Genomic DNA, 17,267 nt, shown 5'->3' on the forward strand with positions numbered 1-17,267 from the left:
CGCCGATGAGCCGCCGCCGCCGGGTCGCGCTGCTCGCCGGGCTGATCGCCCTCGTCCTCGCGGTGGCGGGGGTGCTCGTGCTGCAGCGGCGCGGTGGCGTCGACCAGGCGCTCCCCGGCCCGGTGCTCCTCGTCCCCGGGTACGGCGGTGACCGGGCCTCCCTCGAGCCCCTGGCCCGGGCCCTGCGGGGCGCCGGGCGGCAGGCCACCGTCGTCGACACCGGCGACGGCACGGGTGACCTGCGGACCCAGGCGGAGGCGCTGGCCCGGGCCGCGGACGCCGCGCTCGCGGCCGGCGCCCCCTCCGTGGACGTCGTCGGCTACTCCGCGGGCGGGGTCGTCGCCCGGGTGTGGGTGGCCGACCTCGGCGGGGACGACGAGGCCCGCCGGGTCGTCACCCTCGGCTCACCGCACCACGGGACGACGGTCGCGAGCCTCGGGGCGGTGCTCGCCTCCGGCGCCTGCCCGACGGCCTGCCGGCAGCTGGCGCAGGGGAGCGAGCTGCTGGACGGGCTCCCCGACGCCCCGTCCGGCCCGCGGTGGGTCAGCCTGTGGACCGCCGACGACGAGACGGTGACCCCGCCGGACTCGGCCGTCCTCGCCGGCGCCGTCGACGTCCGCCTCCAGGACGTGTGCGCCGGCGTCCGCGTCGGCCACGGCGCGCTCCCGAGCGACCCGCTCGTCGCCGGCCTGGTGCTGCGGAGCCTCGGCGTCGCCGGGCTCGACGCGCCGCCCCCGGCCGCCGACTGCGGCGCGCTGCGCTCGTCCGGCGACGCGGCCCTCAGTTCGTGACGTCCCGGGTGGCGAAGTTCGCCCACGCCGCCCCGAGCAGGACGACGACGTACCCGGTCTGCACCAGCGCCCCGGCCTGGATGTCCTGCCAGGCCACGGGGTCGCGGAACAGGTCGACCCAGGCCAGCCAGTAGCGGGTCGGAAGGTAGTCGCGAACCGCACCGGCGGCGTCGAGCGCCACGAGCACCGTGCTGCTCACGAGCACCGCGAGCCCGCCCAGCGCCGCCGCCAGCGGGGAGTCGGTGAGCGTCGAGAGGAACAGCGAGACGGACGCGACGCCGACCATCGACCACCCGATGTAGAGCACCATGACGCCGGTGCGCCAGGCGAGGTCCGCCGGGGTCAGCGCCGTGCCCGCCAGCGTCGTCGTCGCCAGCTGCCCGGACGTCCCGAGCAGGGTGACCCCCGTGACGTAGCCGGTGGCCGCGACGGCGACGACGGCCAGCAGCGTGTACGCGATGACCGAGACGAGCTTGGCGACGAGCAGCCGGGTGCGCCCCACCGGCCGGACCAGCAGGTAGCGCAGCGTCCCCGCCGCCGCCTCGCCGGCCACGGCCTCGCCGGCCTGGACGGCGACGGCGATGGGGAGGAAGAACGGCAGGACGATGCCGAGCGCCGCGGCCGGGTAGAGGGCACCGTTGCCGAGAACGGCGGCGAGCAGCGTCGGGCCCTGGCCGGGACGCGGGGCGATGCCGGTGACGGCGAGGAAGACGGCGACGACCACCGGCAGCAGACAGAGCAGGCCGATGCTCACCCAGGTCCGCGGGCGTCGCAGCAGCTTGCGCAGCTCGACCCCGATCACGTCGTCAGCTCCAGGACCGACTCCTCCAGGGTGCGCCGCTCGGGCACGGCCTCCAGCACCCGCACCCCGGCCCGGACGAGCCGCTCGGTGGCGTCGGCGACGGACGTGCCGTCGAGGACGAGGTCGCCCTCGCCGGCGAAGGGACCGGGCCGCTCGGTGTCGCGTGGGGGTAGCCCCAGCGCCCGCGCGCCGGCGGCGACGTCGTCGACCCGGACCCGGGTGCGCCCGGTCGGTCCGCGCAGCGTGTCCAGGTCGTCCTGCGCGACGAGCCGGCCGCGGTCCAGCACCCCGACCCGGGTGCAGAAGGCCTCGACCTCGGCGAGCAGGTGGCTGGAGAGGAAGACCGTCGTCCCGCGCGCGTTGAGGTCGAGAAGCAGGTCGCGGATCTCGGCGATGCCCCGCGGGTCCAGCCCGTTCGTCGGCTCGTCGAGGACGAGGAGGCGCGGTCCGCGCAGCAGTGCCGCCGCGAGCCCGAGCCGCTGGCGCATGCCGAGGGAGTAGGCGCGCACCGGGCGGCGCCCGACGTCGGCCAGACCGACCTGCTCGAGCGCGGCCTCGATGCGGCGCCGCCGGCTGCCGCGCGACCCGACGCCGTCGGCCAGCGGTCCACCGGCGACCGGCGGCCCCGCGGCGTCGAGCAGCCGCAGGTTGGCCCGGGCCGAGAGGTGCGGGTAGGCGCCGGGGCCCTCGACGAGCGCGCCGACCTCGGGCAGCACCCGGCCGGCGTGCCGCGGCATCGACCGTCCGAGCACCTCGATGTCACCGCTCGTCGCGTAGACGAGGCCGAGCAGCATCCGCACCGTCGTCGTCTTGCCGCTGCCGTTGGGGCCGAGGAAGCCGTACCGGTCACCGGCGCGGACGTCGAGGTCGAGGGAGTCGACCGCCGTCACCCGGCCGTACCGCTTGGTGAGGCCCCGGGTGACGACCGCGCCCTCGCCGCCGGGGGCGCGGCCCTCGTCGGGGGTCACCGGAAGCCCCGCGTGGGCGGCGGCGGGTCGGCCAGGAGGTCGGCGGCGACGGCGTCGAGCAGCGCCGGGTCGACGAGCCCGGTGACGACGTAGGCGTGCCACTGGTCCGCGCCGCGGACGACGACCGCGTTGAGCAGGTTCGAGCCGATCCGCACGATCCGGCCGCCGTCGACCTCCTCCGTGGCCGAGCCCGCCGACGTCGCGCCCCGCATGACGTCCTCGGCCGTGCGCGGCGGCAGTGGCAGCACGGCGACCCGGACGAGGCCGTCGCCGTAGGTCGGGGCGCCGGCGAGGTCCGGCCCGACGGCGCCCAGGCCGGCGAGCCGGTCGGGCATGTCCCACGGGCTGGCGGCGGCGACCCGCGCGACGAGGTCGGGGGCGGACTCGACCGAGCGCCTGGCCGTCGGGGCCGCGGGCGGGGTGAGGACGGCGTCGTCGGGCTGCCCGAGCCGGACCTGTGACAGCTCGCTGACCAGCGCGTCGGTGCCCCCGCTGCCGACGACGGCCAGCCGCAGGGGCAGGCCGGTGGCCCGGTCCACCCAGACGTCGGCGTGGGCGACGGTGCTGCGGGGGTCGCCGGGCTCGACCCGGACCCCGTCGGTCACCCGGCCGTCGACGCGGCGGGCGGGCAGGGAGGAGATCCGGTCGCCGGGGCCGACGGCGCCGAGCAGGCGCCGGGCGGCCGTGGGGGCGAGCAGGTCGTCGGCGCGGGGCAGCCGGGCGGAGGCGTCGCCGACGACGGTGACGAGCCGCCGGCTCTCGTAGTCCCAGGTCGTCACCGAGCCCGCCTGGCCGTAGGTGTCGGTCTCGCCGAGGGCGTCGACGGTGTCGACCCGCCAGCGCCGAGGCCCGCCCCACCAGACGCGCGTGTCCGTCGTGCCGCCGAGCAGGGCCGCGAGGTCGCCGAAGCCGGAGAGGTCGGGGAGGGCCAGCCCGCCACGGCTCTCGCCGGTGGCGGAGAAGGCGACGTCGGCCGAGGCCAGCGCCCGGTCGAGCACCGCCTGCGGCGTCGTGCCGGCGGGCTCGACGGCGACGGTGGCCCGCAGCCACGGGCCGACGCCGAGCAGCGTGGCAAGGAGCAGGGTCCCGCTGCCGACGGCCAGCCAGCGGCGGCGCGCCTGCGAGGTCACGACGGTGCTCATACCGCAGTCTCACCCGCGTCCCTGAAAGGACCGTCGCACCCGCCGATCGGTGGGACGGGGCGTCGAGGGTCGGGCCGGGCGCGCCTGCGCTACCCCCGGGGGTGGCGGCCGGGGTACTCCCGCCGGGGGACGTGCGGACGGGGCCTGCGGGCTACCGTCGGGGGATGCAGCGACCGGCGCGCGGGCCCCGCGGGTGGGACGGCCCGCCGTGGGCGCCCGCGGGGTCGGGGCCGCCGTCGTGGCTGCCCGGGCTCCCGCTCGCGGTGGTCGCCGCCGCGGTCCAGCTCGGCGGCTCGTTCGGGCGGGCGCACGCGCAGGGGGTGAGCATCGGGTGGGGCGGGGTGGCGCTCCTGCTCGCCGGGCCGCTGGCGCTCGTGCTGCTCGCGCGCCTCCCGCTGGTGCCGCTCGGGGTGTCGATCGTCGCCGCGCTCGGGTACGTCGCCACGGGCCATCCCGTCGGGCCGGTGTTCGCCGCGCCGCTGGCGGCCCTGCTGCTCGAAGGGTTCCGGCGCCGCCGCGAGCGCCTCGTCGCGCTGCGCGAGGAGCGCCGCCGCCGCCGCGACAGCGCGCGCGCCGACGAGCGGATGGCCATGGCCCGGGACCTGCACGACGCGCTCGGGCACAGCCTCACCCTCATCAACGTCCAGGCCGGGGCGGCCCTGCACACCTTCGACCGCGACCCCGAGGCCGCCCGGGCCGTGCTCGGCACGGTCAAGGCCGAGTCGCACCGGGCCCTCACCGAGGTCCGCCGGGTGCTCGACGCCGTCCGCGACCCGGCCACCGCGGCGCGGACGACGCCCGGTCCGGGGCTCGCCGGCGTCGCCGACCTCGTCGCGGCCGACCCGGGCTTCGCCTGGACCGTCGACGGCGACCCCCGCGTGGCCGGGGCCGGGCTACCCCCCGCCGTCGACGCCGCCGCCTACCGCGTCGTGCAGGAGGCGATGACGAACGTCCGGCGGCACAGCGGCGCCCGGGCGGCCCGCATCGGCGTCGTCCGCGGCGAGGACCGGCTCGAGGTCGTCGTCGAGGACCCCGGTCCGCAGGGCGGCGAGGTCGAGACCGGCCCCACGTCGGGCACCGGGCTGGTCGGCATGCGCGAGCGGGTCGAGCGCGTCGGTGGCGCACTGGCCGCCGGAGCGCGCCCCGGTGGGGGCCACCGGGTCGCGGCGACGTTCCCGCTGGCCGGGGGAGAGGGGACGTGACGACCAGGGTCGTGCTCGTCGACGACCAGCCGCTGCTGCGGGCCGGGTTCCGGATGATCCTCGAGTCCGAGGACGACCTCGTCGTCGTCGGCGAGGCCGGGGACGGCGACGCCGCCGTGGCCGTGGTGCGTGACGTCCGGCCCGACGTCGTCCTCATGGACATCCGGATGCCGGGCCGCGACGGGCTGTCGGCCACCGAGGAGATCTGCGCCGACGCCGGGCTCGCCGGGGTCCGGGTGCTCGTCCTCACGACCTTCGAGCTGGACGAGTACGTCTTCGAGGCCCTGCGGCTCGGGGCCTCCGGCTTCGTGCTCAAGGACCTCGAGCCCGCCGACCTGCTCACCGCCGTGCGGCAGGTGGCCTCCGGCGACGCCGTGCTCTCGCCCAGCGTCACCCGGCGGCTCGTCGAGCACGTCGGCTCCGGTGACGCCCGGCGTCCGCCGGTCGAGCAGGTGCGCGCGCTCGCGGCCCTCACCGAGCGGGAGCGGGAGGTCGTCGGGCTCGTCGGGCAGGGCCTCGCCAACGACGAGATCGCCGCCCGGCTGTTCCTCTCGCCCGCCACCGCGAAGACGCACGTGAGCCGGGCGATGACCAAGGTCGGCGCCCGGGACCGGGCCCAGCTCGTCGTCCTCGCCTACGAGAGCGGGCTCGTCCGTCCCGGCTGGATGGCCTGAGCCACCGGCCTACCCCGGGGGGAGCAGGGCGGGACGCACCCGTGGGCCGACGCGGTGACAGGGCCGGCGGCGCGACGGTGGGGTCGTGGCCGAGAGCCGGTCACGACGACCGGAAAGGACGCGACATGACCGCGCTCCCCGCCCTCGCCGCCCACCCCTCCCCGTACGCGGGCGGTGGCGGCTTCCACTGGTGGTTCCTCTTCTTCCCGTTCGGGTTCGTCCTGTTCTGGGTCCTCGTCGCCGTGCTGGTCCGGCTGCTCGTCGTCCGCCGTTGGGGCGGTCGCGGCCTCGGGCCGGGCGGCGCGCGCCGTGACAGCGCCGAGCAGACCCTCGCGACGCGGTTCGCCGCCGGGGACATCGACGAGCGCGAGTACCGCGCCCGCCTCGGGGTCCTGCGCGCCGCCCCGCCGGACGCCGGCTGACCCCGCCCCCACCCGGGACGCGCCGGCGCGGCGGCGGGGACCGTTCGGGTGGAGGGTGCGCGGGTGGGGGCCGGGTGCTTGGCTGGAGGCATGGACCGTGCCGAGCTCCGCAGCATCCAGGCCCCGCTCCGCGAGCGGTACACCGTCGACCCGGGCAGCGCGCACACGCCGCTGCGCGCGACCGGCGACCACCGCGACGACGGCGTCACGTGCACCGTCGACGGGTTCGCCGGACCCGTCCGGGCCGGCCTCCACGAGGCCACCGGCGGTGACGGCACCGACGCCTGCAGCGGCGACATGCTCCTCGAGGCGCTGCTGGCCTGCGCCGGGGTGACCCTGCGCAGCGTCGCGACCGCGATGGACGTCGAGCTGCGGGACGTCCGTGGCGTCGCCGAGAGCTCGTTCGACGCCCGCGGCACCCTCGGCGTCGACCGCGCGGCGCCGGTCGGCATCGGCCCGGTGACGGTCACCTTCACCGTCGACACCGACGCCGACGACGCCGTGCTCGAGCGGCTCGCGGGCTCGACCGGGCGGTACTGCGTCGTCGGGCAGAGCCTGCGCGAGGAGCCCGAGGTGCGGGTGGTCCGGGCCTGACCCGGCGGCCCCGGGCGTGCGGACCGCGTCGCCGGGTCGCCGGGTCGCGGGAACGGTGGGGCCCGCCCGCACGTCCGACGGGCCCCGGGCGGGCCGAGCGACCCCGCCGGCCCGGGAGCACCGGCGCCCCTCGGGCACCGGCCCGTAGCCTGGGGTCGCAGAGCAGCGGCCGCCGACGAGGCCGCGGTGAGGAGCAGCAGCGATGAGCGCACCCCCCGGATGGCACCCGCAGCCCGACGGCCGCGAGCGGTGGTGGGACGGCCAGCAGTGGACCGAGCACTTCCGCGACCCCGTCGCCCCGACGCAGCAGTACGGCGCCGTCGAGCCGGGGTACGGCCCGCCGCAGCAGACTGGCTACAACCCTCCCCCCGCCGGGTACCAGCAGCAGCGCTCCGGCATGAGCGGCGGCGCCAAGGGCTGCCTCATCGCCGCCGTCGTCTTCGTCCTCCTGCTCGTCGTCGCGGTCGTCGTCGCCTTCTTCTGGTTCGGGGCGAACGTCGTGCGCAGCGTCGACGACGTCCAGCAGCAGCTGGACAGCCAGGGCGACTCCGCGGCCGTCGTCGTCGTCACCGTCGGTGAGGGGTTCGACGTCGGGTCCGCCACCGTCGAGGACGGCTGGGGCGTCGCGGACGGGGGCGGGGTCGGCCAGCGCGTCGAGGGGATGGACGCGACGTTCGGCGCAGGCGTCCAGGAGCCGTCGATCTTCACGATGACCTTCCCCGGCCAGGACGGCGGCGAGGTCGACACCCTGTGCACCGCCACCCCCGACGGCAGCGGCGGACCCACCGCGGTCACCTGCCTGCCGCTCTTCCAGGCCGTCGACGCCGGCGGCGAGGTGCAGGTCACCCCGCGCCTGTGACCCGCGCGGTCACTCCGGCGCGGTGAGCCCGACGAGGTCGCGCACGAGGGTGTCGGTGCGCAGGTCCCGGCCGCCGACCTCCGGGGAGAACCCGAGCCGGACGACGACGAGGTCGGCGGACGGGACGACGTAGAGCCGCTGGCCGTCGTGGCCGCTGGCCCAGTACGTGTCGGCCGGCAGGTCGGGGGAGACCAGCGAGCCGTCGGCGCGGGTGTTGACCCACCAGCCGGCGGCGTAGCCGTCCTCCTCGCTGCGGGCGACCTTCGTCGCCGTCGTCGAGGTCTTCATCCAGCCCTTGGGCAGCAGCCGCTTCTTGTTCCACACCCCGTCCTGCAGCGCGAACTGGCCGATGGCCGCCCAGTCGCGCGGCGTCGCCCAGAGGTAGGAGCTGCACACCGGGATGCCGGTGGCGTCCGGTTCCCACACCGCCGAGGACAGGCCGAGCGGGGCGAACAGCTCGCTGCGCGGGAAGTCGGTGTCGGGCACGTCGGCGAGCGAGGTCAGCCACGAGCAGAGGATGTTCGTCGACCCGCTGGAGTACTGCTGGTAGGTGCCCGGCTGGTGCGCCAGCGGCCGGCTCGCGGCGTAGGCGCCCATGTCCGGCTCGGCGTAGAGCATCTGGGTGATGGGGGTGCCCAGGGCGTAGGTCTCGTCCCAGCTGAGGCCGCTGGTCATCCGCATGAGCTCGTCGACGGTGATGTCGCGGCGCTCGTCGGTCCACTCCGGACGCAGGCCGGCCTGGTCGGTCTCGAGGTTGCGCTGGCGGACGTACCGGCCGACGAGCAGGTTGGTCACGCTCTTGGCCATCGACCAGCCGAGCTGGGGGGTGCGGGCGTCGAAGCCGGCGGCGTAGCGCTCGGCGACGAGCTTGCCGTCGCGCAGGACGACGACGGCGCGGGTGTCCAGGTCCTCGCGCGCGGAGGTCGCGAGGTCGTCGCCGAACGCCCGGGCCACGGCGGCCGCGACGTCGGGGTCGGTCTCCGGGGCCGGGGCGTCGCTCAGCGGGTTGGGGTCGCTCGGCACCTCCGAGGCCCGCCCGAGGTCCGGGCGCTCGGCCGCGAGGGTGCAGCCGTAGCCGGGGGTGTAGTACGCCTTCTGCTTGGCCAGCAGCCACAGCGCCGCGGCGGTGCTCGAGCGTCCGGCCTTGTTGTCGTAGCCGGTGAGGTACGGGACGAGCGGGTTGGGCGGGAGGTCGGCGTCGGCGTCGTCGCGGCCGGCGACGAAGGTCACCGCGCAGGCGTTGTGGGCGGCGTACCCCGTCCCGGTGTGGACGAGGGGACGGGCGTAGCGGTACCCGGCCGCCGCCGCCACCACGGCGAGCACGACCAGCAGCAGGAGGACCCGGCGCAGCACACGCATGGGCGGGACGCTACCGCCCGAGGCCGGGCGCGCCGCGCACCTGTCGCGGGGAGACGACGCCGACGGCTTACCCGGGAGGCGGGTCCGGCTCCGGCCCCCGGGACCGGGCGGGCCGCAACCGTGGGCCGGTCAGGCGGCCGTCACCGGGTCCAGGCTCTCCCGCAGCCGGCGGAGCACCGAGGCCAGCACCCGCGAGACCTGCATCTGGCTGACCCCGACGACCTCGCCGATCTCGCTCTGGGTGCGCTCCTCGACGAAGCGCAGGTCGAGGATGAGGCGCTCGCGGGCGGTGAGCCGGCTGACCTCGGCGCGGACCGCCATCCGCAGGTCGACGGCGGCGGCGTCGTCGCCGGGGGCGGCGAGCAGGTCCCCGGCCGTCCCGCCGGCCACGGTGGGCGCGTCCAGCGAGCCGGGGGTGAAGGCGGAGGCGCAGGCGCGGGCCTCGGCGACGGCGCTGACGTCCCGGTCGACGGCGGCGGCGACCTCGGCGAGGCTGACCTCGCGGCCCAGCCGCATCCGCAGGTCCTCCTCGGCGCGCACCACCTCGGCACGCAGCTCCTGGAGGCCCCGGGGCGGTCGGACGGTCCACCCGGCGTCGCGGAAGTGGCGCTTGAGCTCGCCGCGGATGGTGGGGACGGCGAAGGCGGCGAAGCCGTGCCCGGCGTCGGGGCGGTAGCGGTGGACGGCCGCGACGAGCGCGGTCCGGGCCACCTGGACCAGGTCCTCGGTGTCGATCCCCCGACCGGAGTAGCGCGACGCAAGGCTGTCGGCCATCGGGAGGGTGAGGTGGACGACGGACTCGACGAGGTGGGCGCGTTCGGCGTCGTCGTCGGTGTGGGAGAGGGCGAGGAGAAGGTCCTCGAGCTCGAGGTCGGCCCCGGGCGAGGACTCGCCGTGCAGACGGCTGACGGTGGGTGCGGTCATACGTGCCTCCGATCCTGAACGGACCGATGGCGCGCTGCTCGACCATCGCGTCCACCTGAGGTGGACGTCAAGGACGCTACCCCGTGGTAGCCCGCGCGTGCCACCCACGTGCTCGGGAATCGACGGGGTTCGACGCCTCCGCCGGTCCCGGGGTCGTCCGTTCCGGTGCTTCCGGGGCCTGTGACCTGCGGATCTGTCGTGATCCCGGTTTTCTGGACGCCGGATGTGGGTATGGTCCACATCTCCCGTGCGAGCGGGTGTGACGGACGAGGAGGTCCGGCGGATGACGATGGTGCACCCTGCGCCGGGGACGACCGGTGACCGCGCCGACGGCTCGCTGGCCGCCGACCTCGCGGACCTGCGCCTCGTGCTCGCCGACCAGTCCTTCCCGGCCCGCCAGGACGACCTCATCGCCGCCTGCCTCGGCCGCGGCACCCCTTCGCGCCTCTGCTGCCGGCTGGCGAAGCTGTCGCGGGAGGCCGTCTACGACGACCTCGGGCAGGTCCTCGCCGACGTCGAGGCCGCGGCGCTCGCCACCGGCTGACCGCCGCGGGGCCGGGCCCTCCCGGTCCCGGCCGGACGTCCTCCAGAATTCTTCCGGGGGACCTGTCGCATCCGGCCTCGCCCGTTCGTGGAGCAGGTGACGGGACGGCGACGACAGGCCGCCCGTGACCCGACACCGCGAAGGAGCCGAGCACCATGACGCAGTACCTGATGTCCGTGTGGCACACCGAGGGCGAGGACGTGTACGCCTCCGAGGAGGAGATGCAGCAGGCGTTCGCCGACACCGACGCCTTCAACCAGCAGCTGCAGCAGGAGGGCTCGTGGGTGTTCGCCGGCGGTCTGCACCCGCCGTCGACCGCCACCGTCGTCGACGGCCAGGGCGACCAGGTCGTCACCACCGACGGACCGTTCAGCGAGGCCAAGGAGCAGATCGGCGGCTTCTGGGTCGTCGAGGCGCCCGACCTCGACGCCGCCCTCGCCCTCGCCGCGCGGGGGTCGAAGGCCTGCCGCGGCCGGGTCGAGGTGCGGCCCTTCGCGGACGAGTGAGCCCGCACGTCGGGGAGGTCCACCGGGCCGAGTTCGGCCGCGTCGTCGCGGCGCTGGCCGGCCGGTTCGGTGACCTCGACCTCGCCGAGGACTGCGCCCAGGAGGCGTTCGTCGAGGCCGTCCGCCGCTGGCCGGTCGAGGGCACCCCGCCCAACCCGGGCGGCTGGCTCACGGTGGTCGCGCGGAACAAGGCCCTGGACCGGCTGCGGCGCGAGTCCACCCGGCAGGCCCGGCACGAGGAGGCCGACATGCTCCACCAGCAGCACGAGGCCGACCCCGGCGCGCGCGTGACGTCGGTGACCGACGAGCGGCTGCGGCTGATCTTCACCTGCTGCCACCCGGCGCTCGCGCCGGAGGCCCGGGTGGCCCTGACGCTGCGCCTGCTCGGCGGGCTCACCGTCCCCGAGGTCGCGGACGCCTTCCTCGTCCCCGAGCGGACGATGGCGCAGCGGATCACCCGGGCCAAGCGCAAGATCGGCGCGGCGAACATCCCCTACCGGGTGCCCCGCGACGCCGAGCTGCCCGAGCGGCTCGCCGCCGTCCTGGCCGTCGTCTACCTCGTCTTCACCGAGGGGCACCTGCCCGGGTCCGGCGGCGCCGAGCAGCGCGCCGACCTCACCGCCGAGGCCCTGCGGCTCGGGCGGCTGCTGCGCGACCTCATGCCCGACGAGCCCGAGGTCGCCGGTCTGCTCGCGCTCATGCTGCTCACCGACTCGCGGCGGGACGCCCGCTTCGTGGGCGGCGTCCTCGTGCCGCTGGCCGAGCAGGACCGGGCCCGCTGGGACCGGGCGGCCATCGCCGAGGGGCACGCGCTGGTCCGGGAGTGCCTGCGCCGCGGCCGTCCCGGGCACTACCAGCTGCTCGCGGCCGTCAACGCCGTGCACACCGACGCCGCCCGGGCCGAGGACACCGACTGGTCGCAGGTGCTCGCGCTCTACGACCTCATGCTCGCCGCCACCCCGACCCCCGTCGTCGCCCTCAACCGAGCCGTCGCCGTCGCCGAGGTCTCGGGCCCGGCCGCCGGACTGGCCGAGGTCGACGGCCTCGGGGACGCGCTCGTGGGGTACCACGCCCTCCACGCCACGCGGGCCGACCTGCTGCGCCGCCTGGGCCGGCCGGCCGAGGCGCTCGACGCCTACGACCGGGCGCTCGCGCTGGCGACGAACCCCGGCGAGCGGGCGTTCCTGCAGGGGCGGCGGGCGACGGTGGCGACGGCGGCCGCGTCCGCGCAGTAGCGTTCACCCCACGCGGACGCGGCGGGGACAGGCCGCCGCGCCATCGACCGGGAGGTCATCCCCATGGCCGGAGGGCTCGTCGCCCTGCTCGACGACGTCGCCGCGATCGCCCGGCTGGCCGCCGCGTCGGTCGACGACGTCGGTGCCGCCGCCGGACGCGCCAGCGCCAAGGCCGCGGGGGTCGTCGTCGACGACACCGCCGTCACGCCGCGCTACGTCACCGGCGTCACCCCGGAGCGCGAGCTGCCGATCATCAAGAAGATCGCCATCGGCTCGATCCGCAACAAGCTGCTCATCATCCTGCCGATCGCCCTGCTGCTCAGCCAGTTCCTGCCGTGGCTGCTCACCCCGATCCTCATGCTCGGCGGCACCTACCTCGCGTTCGAGGGCGCCGAGAAGATCTGGGAGAAGCTCGCCCACCACGAGACGCACGAGGCGCCCGTCACCGACGTCGGGCCCGAGCAGGAGAAGGCGATGGTCGCCGGGGCCATCCGCACCGACCTCATCCTCTCCGCCGAGATCATGGTCATCGCCCTCGACGACGTCGCGTCCGAGGGGTTCTGGACCCGGGCCACCGTCCTCGTCGTCGTCGCCGTCTTCATCACCGTGCTCGTCTACGGCGTGGTCGGGCTCATCGTGAAGATGGACGACATCGGCCTGCACCTCGCCGAGCGGGACTCACCCGGAGTGCGCCGGGTCGGCGAGGGCCTGGTCAAGGCCATGCCCAAGGTGCTCTCCGGCCTCTCCACGCTCGGCGTCGTCGCCATGCTGTGGGTCGGCGGGCACATCCTGCTCGTCGGTGCCGAAGAGCTCGAGTGGCACGCGCCCTACGACCTCGTGCACCACGCCGAGGAGGCCGTCCACGAGGCCACCGGAGCGCTCGGGGGCGTGCTCGGCTGGCTGACGAACACCCTCGGGTCCGCCATGGCCGGGGCGGTGGTCGGCGCCGTCGTCGTCACCGTCGTCACCCTGGTCCACCGGGCCCGCGGCGGCGGCCACGACGAGGCGGGCGGTGCCGCGCACGCCGAGGCCGCCGAGCGCGGGCACGCCGACCCCGCGCACTGACCCCCCTGCCCGAGTCGGGTGCTCGGGTGGTCGCCGGAGCAGCCACCCGAGCACCCGACCCGCGTGGGTCGGAGGGTCAGGAGGAGGGGGCAGCGGCGCGGAGCTTCTCCAGCAGCTCGGGGGCGACCTCGTCGAGGAACGCGGTCTGGTGGTCGCCGCCGATCTGGACGAGCGCGATGTCGGTGTAGCCGGCCTCCCAGAAGGGCTGGACCGACTCGACGATGTGGTCCAGGTCCGGGCCGCAGGGGATGGACGCCTCGACGTCCTCCTCGCGGACGAACTGCGTGGCCCCGCTGAAGCCCATCGGCGTCGGCAGGTCGGCGTTGACCTTCCAGCCGCCGGCGAACCAGCGGAACTGCTCGTGGGCCCGGGTGACCGCGGCCTCCTTCGAGGGGTCCCAGCAGATCGGGATCTGGCCGATGGCGCGCGCCCCGGAGCCGATGGTCGACCCCGCGAGCTCGTTCCACTGCCCGATGAGCTCGGCCTCGGGCTCGGTCGAGATGAGGTGGTCGGCCAGCGGGCCGAACCGCTCGATGCCGGCCCGGCCGCTCACGGCGACGCCGATGTCGACGCCCTGCTCCGGGACGTCCCAGATGCGGGCGGAGTCGACGTCGAAGTACTCGCCGCGGTAGGTGGTCAGCTCGCCGGTGTGCAGCGCGCGGATGACCTCGACGGCCTCGGCCAGCATGTCCTGGCGCTGCGCCACCGGCGGCCAGCCCTGGCCGATGACGTGCTCGTTGAGGTTCTCGCCGGCGCCGAGGCCGAGGATGAACCGGCCGTCGGCGAGGATCTGCAGCGTCGCGGCCTTCTGGGCGACGACCGCGGGGTGGTAGCGCATCGTCGGGCAGGTGATGTAGGTCGCCAGCTCGACGCGTGAGGTGGCGTGGGCGACGGCGCCCAGCACCGTCCAGGCGTACGGGGCGTGCCCCTGCTCGGTGAGCCAGGGGGAGAAGTGGTCGCTGGACACGAGCAGGTCGAAGCCGGCCTCCTCGGCGCGGACGGCGTACTCGACGAGCTCCTTGGGTCCGCTCTGCTCGGTCATGAGGGTGTAGCCGAAACGGGTCACTGCGCGGGTGCTCCTTCGTGGTCGGGGCCGGCCGGTGCCGGCGCGTCTCGGTGGTCCCGTACCCGCATCGGCGCCGTCCTGCACGTGCGTGTCGGCAGGCACCGGGGCGGGCGTCGAACCCGGCGGGTCAGGCCGCGCGGCGGTCGCGGGCGAGCAGCCGGCGGGCGAGCAGCGCCGCGGCCACGAGGAGGACGACGCCCGCCGCCCCGGCCAGCCCGATGGCGCGGGTGTCCTCCCCGGCGGAGGCGCCGACGACGACGTAGGCGACCGTCCCGGGGACGATGCCGAGCGCCGTGCCGAGGACGAAGTCGCGGCGCGACACCGCGCTGACGCCCGCGCCGTAGTTGATGACGGTGAACGGCAGGACCGGCAGCAGCCGGGCGACGACGACGGTGAGCAGGCCCCGCTCGCGCAGCAGCCGCTGCACCCGCTGGACCCGGCGCCCGGTGAGCGACGCCACGGCGTCCCGGCCGAGGCGTCCGGCGAGCCAGAAGGTGACGAGCGCGCTGAGCAGCGCCCCGGTCCACGACAGCCCGATGCCGAAGGCGACGCCGAAGAGCGCCCCGGCGATGCCGGCCAGGAGGTTCTTCGGCACCGGGACGAGGGTGAGGACGACGTGGACGAGGAGGTAGACCAGCGGTCCCCACACGCCGGTGGAGGCGACGAAGCGCTGGACGGCCGCGAGGTCGCCGCCCGCCACGACGGCGACGACGGACCCGACGACGAGGGCGGTGAGGACACCGGCGACGACGCGCACCCGCATCGGGGTCGCCGCGTCGGCGACGAGCTCGGCGGCGTCGTGCCCCTCGGTGAACGTGCCGCCGTCCGGCGTCGCGGGATCCTCCGGTGCTGGTGGGCTCACCGCCGCCGGGGGCGTCGCGGCCGTCGTTGCGGCGTCCGGCGCCGAGGCCGCGGAGTGGTCCCGGGTCATCCCGGCCGCGACCTGCGACGACGTGACATCCGGCCAGGGTAGGCGTCCTCGCCACCCGGCCGGTTCACAGGTGGCTCGCAGTTTCCCGCCGGACCCCCCGGGTATGCGGGAGTCATGGCCACCGTGAGCGACTTCGTCATCGACCGCCTCATCGCCTGGGACCTGCACCGCTTCTACGGCTATCCGGGGGACGGCATCGGCGGGTTCGACGGGGCGCTCGGCCGGGCCGAGCGGGACGGCAAGGACTTCACCTACGTCCGGCCGACCCACGAGGAGGAGGCCGCGCTCATGGCGACGGCCCACGCGAAGTTCACCGGCGAGGTCGGTGTCTGCATGGCCACCTCCGGCCCCGGGGCGGCGCACCTGGTCAACGGCCTCTACGACGCCAAGGGCGACAACCAGCCGGTGGTCGCGGTCGTCGGGCAGCAGGCCCGGGCCGCCACCGGGAGCGACTTCCAGCAGGAGCTGAACCTCGAGCGGACCTTCGCCGACGTCGCCGTCTTCGTCCAGACCGTCCTCACTCCCGAGCACGCGCCGCTCGTCGTCGACAAGGCGGTGCGGCTGGCCGCGGCCCGGCGCGGACCCGCCGTCGTCATCCTCCCGGTCGACGTCCAGGAGCTGGAGATGGAGGAGCCCGGGGTCGCGCACGGCATCTCGCGCAGCGGCGTCGGCCACGCGTCCCCGCGCTTCGCGCCCACCGAGGACTCGCTGCGTGAGGCCGCGGAGGTCCTCAACGCCGGGAGCAAGGTCGCGATGCTCGTCGGCCAGGGGGCCCGCGGGGCCCGCGCCGAGGTGCTCGCCGTCGCGGAGCGCCTGGGCGCCGGGATCATCACCGCCCTGCTCGGCAAGGACGTCGTGCCCGGTGACGTGCCGTACCACACCCAGCAGCTGGGCCTCCTCGGCTCGCGCCCGAGCTACGAGATGATGCAGGACTGCGACACCCTCCTGCTCGTCGGCACCAACTTCCCCTACGCCGAGTTCCTCCCCGAGTCCGGCGCGGTGCGGGCGGTGCAGATCGACACCGACCCCGGCCACCTCGGCATCCGCTACCCGACCGAGGTCAACCTCTGGGGCGACGCCGGCGCCACGCTCGCCGGCCTGCTGCCGCACCTGCACCAGCAGGAGGACCTGTCCTGGCAGGAGGGCATCGCCGACGGCATGCGCGAGTGGCGGGAGGAGACGACGCGGGTCGCCATGGCCGACGCCGAGCCGCTCAACCCGCGCCGGGTGTTCCACTCCCTCAACGAGCGGCTGCCCGAGCGCGCCATCATCACCGCCGACGCCGGCACGACCGCCGACTGGTTCGGCCACCACATCAGCCTCGGGGGCGAGCAGCTGGGCAACCTCTCCGGGCGCTTGGCGACGATGCTCGCGGCCATGCCGTACGCGATGGCCGGCAAGTTCGCGCACCCGGACCGGCCCGTCGTCTGCACCATCGGCGACGGCGCCTTCCAGATGCTCGGGATGAACGGCCTCATCACCGTGAAGCGGCACTGGCGGGAGTGGTCGAACCCCACCTTCGTCGTGCTCGTCCTGCACAACGACGACCTCAACCAGGTGTCCTGGGAGATGCGCGAGGCCGGTGACCCGCGCTGGGACACCGCCCAGCTCGTCGAGGACATGGACTACGCCGAGTACGCGCGGGTCCTCGGCTTCGAGGGGATCCGGCTCGACGCGCCCGGGGACGTCGACGCCGTGTGGGACCGCGCCTTCGCCGCCGACCGGCCGGTGGTCATCGACGCCGTCGTCGACCGCAACGTCCCGCCGCTGCCCGCGCACGTGAGCCTGGAGCAGGCGATGGGCGTCGCCAAGGCCCTCGTCACCGGCGACCCGGAAGGCCGGCGCGTCGCCGTCGAGGGCTCCCGGGCGATGGCCGCCGAGCTGTTCTCGCGGGTCCGCCGGTCGTGACCGGCCCGGGGCTCCCGCTCGGCCGCCACCCCGACGCGGGGGTGGGCCTGGGGGGCCGGTCCGCCGCGGTCAGCCGGCCGGGCCGAAGCCGCCGAAGGAGACCGCGTCCCGGACCCGCCGGCGCAGGCCGTCCAGCCGGGCGGCCCGTGCCCGCGCCCGGGCGAGCTTCTTCGGCTTGTCCCGGTAGAAGCGGCGTGCCCAGAACGACTCGGGCCGGGCGAGCCGGAAGGCGACGAAGAGCGCGATCGACGGCACGGGCAGACCGACGAGCGCGA

At 76.0% G+C, this 17,267-nt stretch carries 19 protein-coding genes; 11 read left to right on the plus strand and 8 right to left on the minus strand.

Annotation, left to right across the window (positions count from 1 at the left end; translation table 11 throughout):
- The first annotated feature begins 5 nt into the window (after nt 1-5).
- Nucleotides 6-791 carry an esterase/lipase family protein gene (locus EPD83_RS13880; RefSeq protein ID WP_165566727.1) on the plus strand — a complete coding sequence of 262 codons (786 nt, stop codon included), beginning with the start codon at nt 6-8 and terminating at the stop codon, nt 789-791.
- On the opposite strand, the gene EPD83_RS13885 is transcribed toward EPD83_RS13880, so the two are convergent.
- The 3 genes from EPD83_RS13885 to EPD83_RS13895 are packed head-to-tail and all read right to left on the minus strand — an operon-like array spanning nt 781 to nt 3,703.
- Nucleotides 781-1,593, minus strand: coding sequence for an ABC transporter permease (locus EPD83_RS13885; RefSeq protein ID WP_128366463.1), 813 nt, complete (start codon nt 1,591-1,593; stop codon nt 781-783). The two genes, EPD83_RS13880 and EPD83_RS13885, sit on opposite strands and share 11 nt — an antisense overlap.
- Nucleotides 1,590-2,561, minus strand: a complete 972-nt coding sequence (locus EPD83_RS13890; RefSeq protein ID WP_128366464.1) for an ABC transporter ATP-binding protein — start codon at nt 2,559-2,561, stop codon at nt 1,590-1,592. Before EPD83_RS13890 ends, EPD83_RS13885 begins: the two co-directional genes overlap by 4 nt.
- Complete coding sequence (locus tag EPD83_RS13895) at nt 2,558-3,703, minus strand: LolA-like protein (protein WP_128366465.1); 1,146 nt, start codon at nt 3,701-3,703, stop codon at nt 2,558-2,560. Before EPD83_RS13895 ends, EPD83_RS13890 begins: the two co-directional genes overlap by 4 nt.
- A 164-nt stretch (nt 3,704-3,867) precedes the next feature.
- Between EPD83_RS13895 and EPD83_RS13900 the strand changes: the two genes are divergently transcribed.
- The 5 genes from EPD83_RS13900 (at nt 3,868) to EPD83_RS20405 (ending at nt 7,454) form a co-directional block, all read left to right on the plus strand.
- Complete coding sequence (locus tag EPD83_RS13900) at nt 3,868-4,905, plus strand: sensor histidine kinase (protein WP_128366466.1); 1,038 nt, start codon at nt 3,868-3,870, stop codon at nt 4,903-4,905.
- Nucleotides 4,902-5,579: a response regulator gene (locus tag EPD83_RS13905; protein ID WP_205859534.1), complete on the plus strand. Its 678-nt coding sequence runs from the start codon at nt 4,902-4,904 to the stop codon at nt 5,577-5,579. Before EPD83_RS13900 ends, EPD83_RS13905 begins: the two co-directional genes overlap by 4 nt.
- A gap of 125 nt (nt 5,580-5,704) precedes the next feature.
- Nucleotides 5,705-6,001, plus strand: coding sequence for an SHOCT domain-containing protein (locus tag EPD83_RS13910; protein WP_205859535.1), 297 nt, complete (start codon nt 5,705-5,707; stop codon nt 5,999-6,001).
- Nucleotides 6,002-6,091: 90 nt separating this feature from the next.
- Nucleotides 6,092-6,595 carry an OsmC family protein gene (locus EPD83_RS13915; protein ID WP_128366958.1) on the plus strand — a complete coding sequence of 168 codons (504 nt, stop codon included), beginning with the start codon at nt 6,092-6,094 and terminating at the stop codon, nt 6,593-6,595.
- Between the two features lie 202 nt (nt 6,596-6,797).
- Complete coding sequence (locus EPD83_RS20405; RefSeq protein ID WP_205859536.1) at nt 6,798-7,454, plus strand: DUF2510 domain-containing protein; 657 nt, start codon at nt 6,798-6,800, stop codon at nt 7,452-7,454.
- 9 nt (nt 7,455-7,463) lie between these two features.
- On the opposite strand, the gene EPD83_RS13925 is transcribed toward EPD83_RS20405, so the two are convergent.
- Complete coding sequence (locus EPD83_RS13925; protein WP_128366959.1) at nt 7,464-8,813, minus strand: serine hydrolase domain-containing protein; 1,350 nt, start codon at nt 8,811-8,813, stop codon at nt 7,464-7,466.
- Between the two features lie 129 nt (nt 8,814-8,942).
- Nucleotides 8,943-9,737: a sigma-70 family RNA polymerase sigma factor gene (locus EPD83_RS13930; protein ID WP_164896449.1), complete on the minus strand. Its 795-nt coding sequence runs from the start codon at nt 9,735-9,737 to the stop codon at nt 8,943-8,945.
- Nucleotides 9,738-9,996: 259 nt separating this feature from the next.
- On the opposite strand from EPD83_RS13930, the gene EPD83_RS13935 reads away from it, so the two are divergent.
- The 4 genes from EPD83_RS13935 (at nt 9,997) to EPD83_RS13950 (ending at nt 13,087) form a co-directional block, all read left to right on the plus strand.
- Nucleotides 9,997-10,281, plus strand: a complete 285-nt coding sequence (locus EPD83_RS13935; RefSeq protein WP_164896451.1) for a hypothetical protein — start codon at nt 9,997-9,999, stop codon at nt 10,279-10,281.
- A 155-nt stretch (nt 10,282-10,436) separates the two neighbouring features.
- A complete protein-coding gene (locus EPD83_RS13940; protein ID WP_128366961.1) occupies nt 10,437-10,787 on the plus strand; it encodes a YciI family protein in 351 nt (116 codons plus the stop codon).
- Entirely contained in the window at nt 10,784-12,022 is a 1,239-nt protein-coding gene (locus EPD83_RS13945) for an RNA polymerase sigma factor (protein WP_165566728.1), read from the plus strand. Before EPD83_RS13940 ends, EPD83_RS13945 begins: the two co-directional genes overlap by 4 nt.
- A gap of 63 nt (nt 12,023-12,085) precedes the next feature.
- Nucleotides 12,086-13,087 (plus strand): DUF808 domain-containing protein, encoded by a 1,002-nt coding sequence (locus EPD83_RS13950; RefSeq protein WP_165566729.1) that lies wholly within the window; start codon nt 12,086-12,088, stop codon nt 13,085-13,087.
- A gap of 76 nt (nt 13,088-13,163) precedes the next feature.
- Here the strand turns inward: EPD83_RS13950 and EPD83_RS13955 are convergent, their stop codons facing one another.
- Both EPD83_RS13955 and EPD83_RS13960 read right to left on the minus strand, forming a co-directional pair.
- Complete coding sequence (locus tag EPD83_RS13955) at nt 13,164-14,153, minus strand: LLM class F420-dependent oxidoreductase (protein ID WP_128367482.1); 990 nt, start codon at nt 14,151-14,153, stop codon at nt 13,164-13,166.
- Between the two features lie 127 nt (nt 14,154-14,280).
- Nucleotides 14,281-15,084 (minus strand): TVP38/TMEM64 family protein, encoded by an 804-nt coding sequence (locus tag EPD83_RS13960; protein WP_165566730.1) that lies wholly within the window; start codon nt 15,082-15,084, stop codon nt 14,281-14,283.
- 114 nt (nt 15,085-15,198) lie between these two features.
- On the opposite strand from EPD83_RS13960, the gene EPD83_RS13965 reads away from it, so the two are divergent.
- Nucleotides 15,199-16,992: a thiamine pyrophosphate-requiring protein gene (locus EPD83_RS13965; protein ID WP_165566731.1), complete on the plus strand. Its 1,794-nt coding sequence runs from the start codon at nt 15,199-15,201 to the stop codon at nt 16,990-16,992.
- A gap of 69 nt (nt 16,993-17,061) precedes the next feature.
- Here the strand turns inward: EPD83_RS13965 and EPD83_RS13970 are convergent.
- On the minus strand, nt 17,062-17,267 hold a 206-nt coding region (locus EPD83_RS13970), incomplete at its 5' end, for a hypothetical protein (protein ID WP_235950603.1).

This window comes from Phycicoccus flavus, from assembly GCF_004025965.2.
Taxonomy (GTDB): domain Bacteria; phylum Actinomycetota; class Actinomycetes; order Actinomycetales; family Dermatophilaceae; genus Phycicoccus; species Phycicoccus flavus.

Bases quoted from the DNA above. Each gene is read 5' to 3' on its own strand.
- EPD83_RS13950 (WP_165566729.1), top strand. From the start codon at position 12,086: ATGGCCGGAGGGCTCGTCGCCCTGCTCGACGACGTCGCCGCGATCGCC.
- EPD83_RS13880 (WP_165566727.1), top strand. From the start codon at position 6: ATGAGCCGCCGCCGCCGGGTCGCGCTGCTCGCCGGGCTGATCGCCCTC.
- EPD83_RS13915 (WP_128366958.1), top strand. From the start codon at position 6,092: ATGGACCGTGCCGAGCTCCGCAGCATCCAGGCCCCGCTCCGCGAGCGG.
- EPD83_RS13895 (WP_128366465.1), bottom strand. From the start codon at position 3,703: ATGAGCACCGTCGTGACCTCGCAGGCGCGCCGCCGCTGGCTGGCCGTC.
- EPD83_RS20405 (WP_205859536.1), top strand. From the start codon at position 6,798: ATGAGCGCACCCCCCGGATGGCACCCGCAGCCCGACGGCCGCGAGCGG.
- EPD83_RS13960 (WP_165566730.1), bottom strand. From the start codon at position 15,084: ATGACCCGGGACCACTCCGCGGCCTCGGCGCCGGACGCCGCAACGACG.
- EPD83_RS13940 (WP_128366961.1), top strand. From the start codon at position 10,437: ATGACGCAGTACCTGATGTCCGTGTGGCACACCGAGGGCGAGGACGTG.
- EPD83_RS13930 (WP_164896449.1), bottom strand. From the start codon at position 9,737: ATGACCGCACCCACCGTCAGCCGTCTGCACGGCGAGTCCTCGCCCGGG.
- EPD83_RS13910 (WP_205859535.1), top strand. From the start codon at position 5,705: ATGACCGCGCTCCCCGCCCTCGCCGCCCACCCCTCCCCGTACGCGGGC.
- EPD83_RS13925 (WP_128366959.1), bottom strand. From the start codon at position 8,813: ATGCGTGTGCTGCGCCGGGTCCTCCTGCTGCTGGTCGTGCTCGCCGTG.
- EPD83_RS13965 (WP_165566731.1), top strand. From the start codon at position 15,199: ATGGCCACCGTGAGCGACTTCGTCATCGACCGCCTCATCGCCTGGGAC.
- EPD83_RS13900 (WP_128366466.1), top strand. From the start codon at position 3,868: ATGCAGCGACCGGCGCGCGGGCCCCGCGGGTGGGACGGCCCGCCGTGG.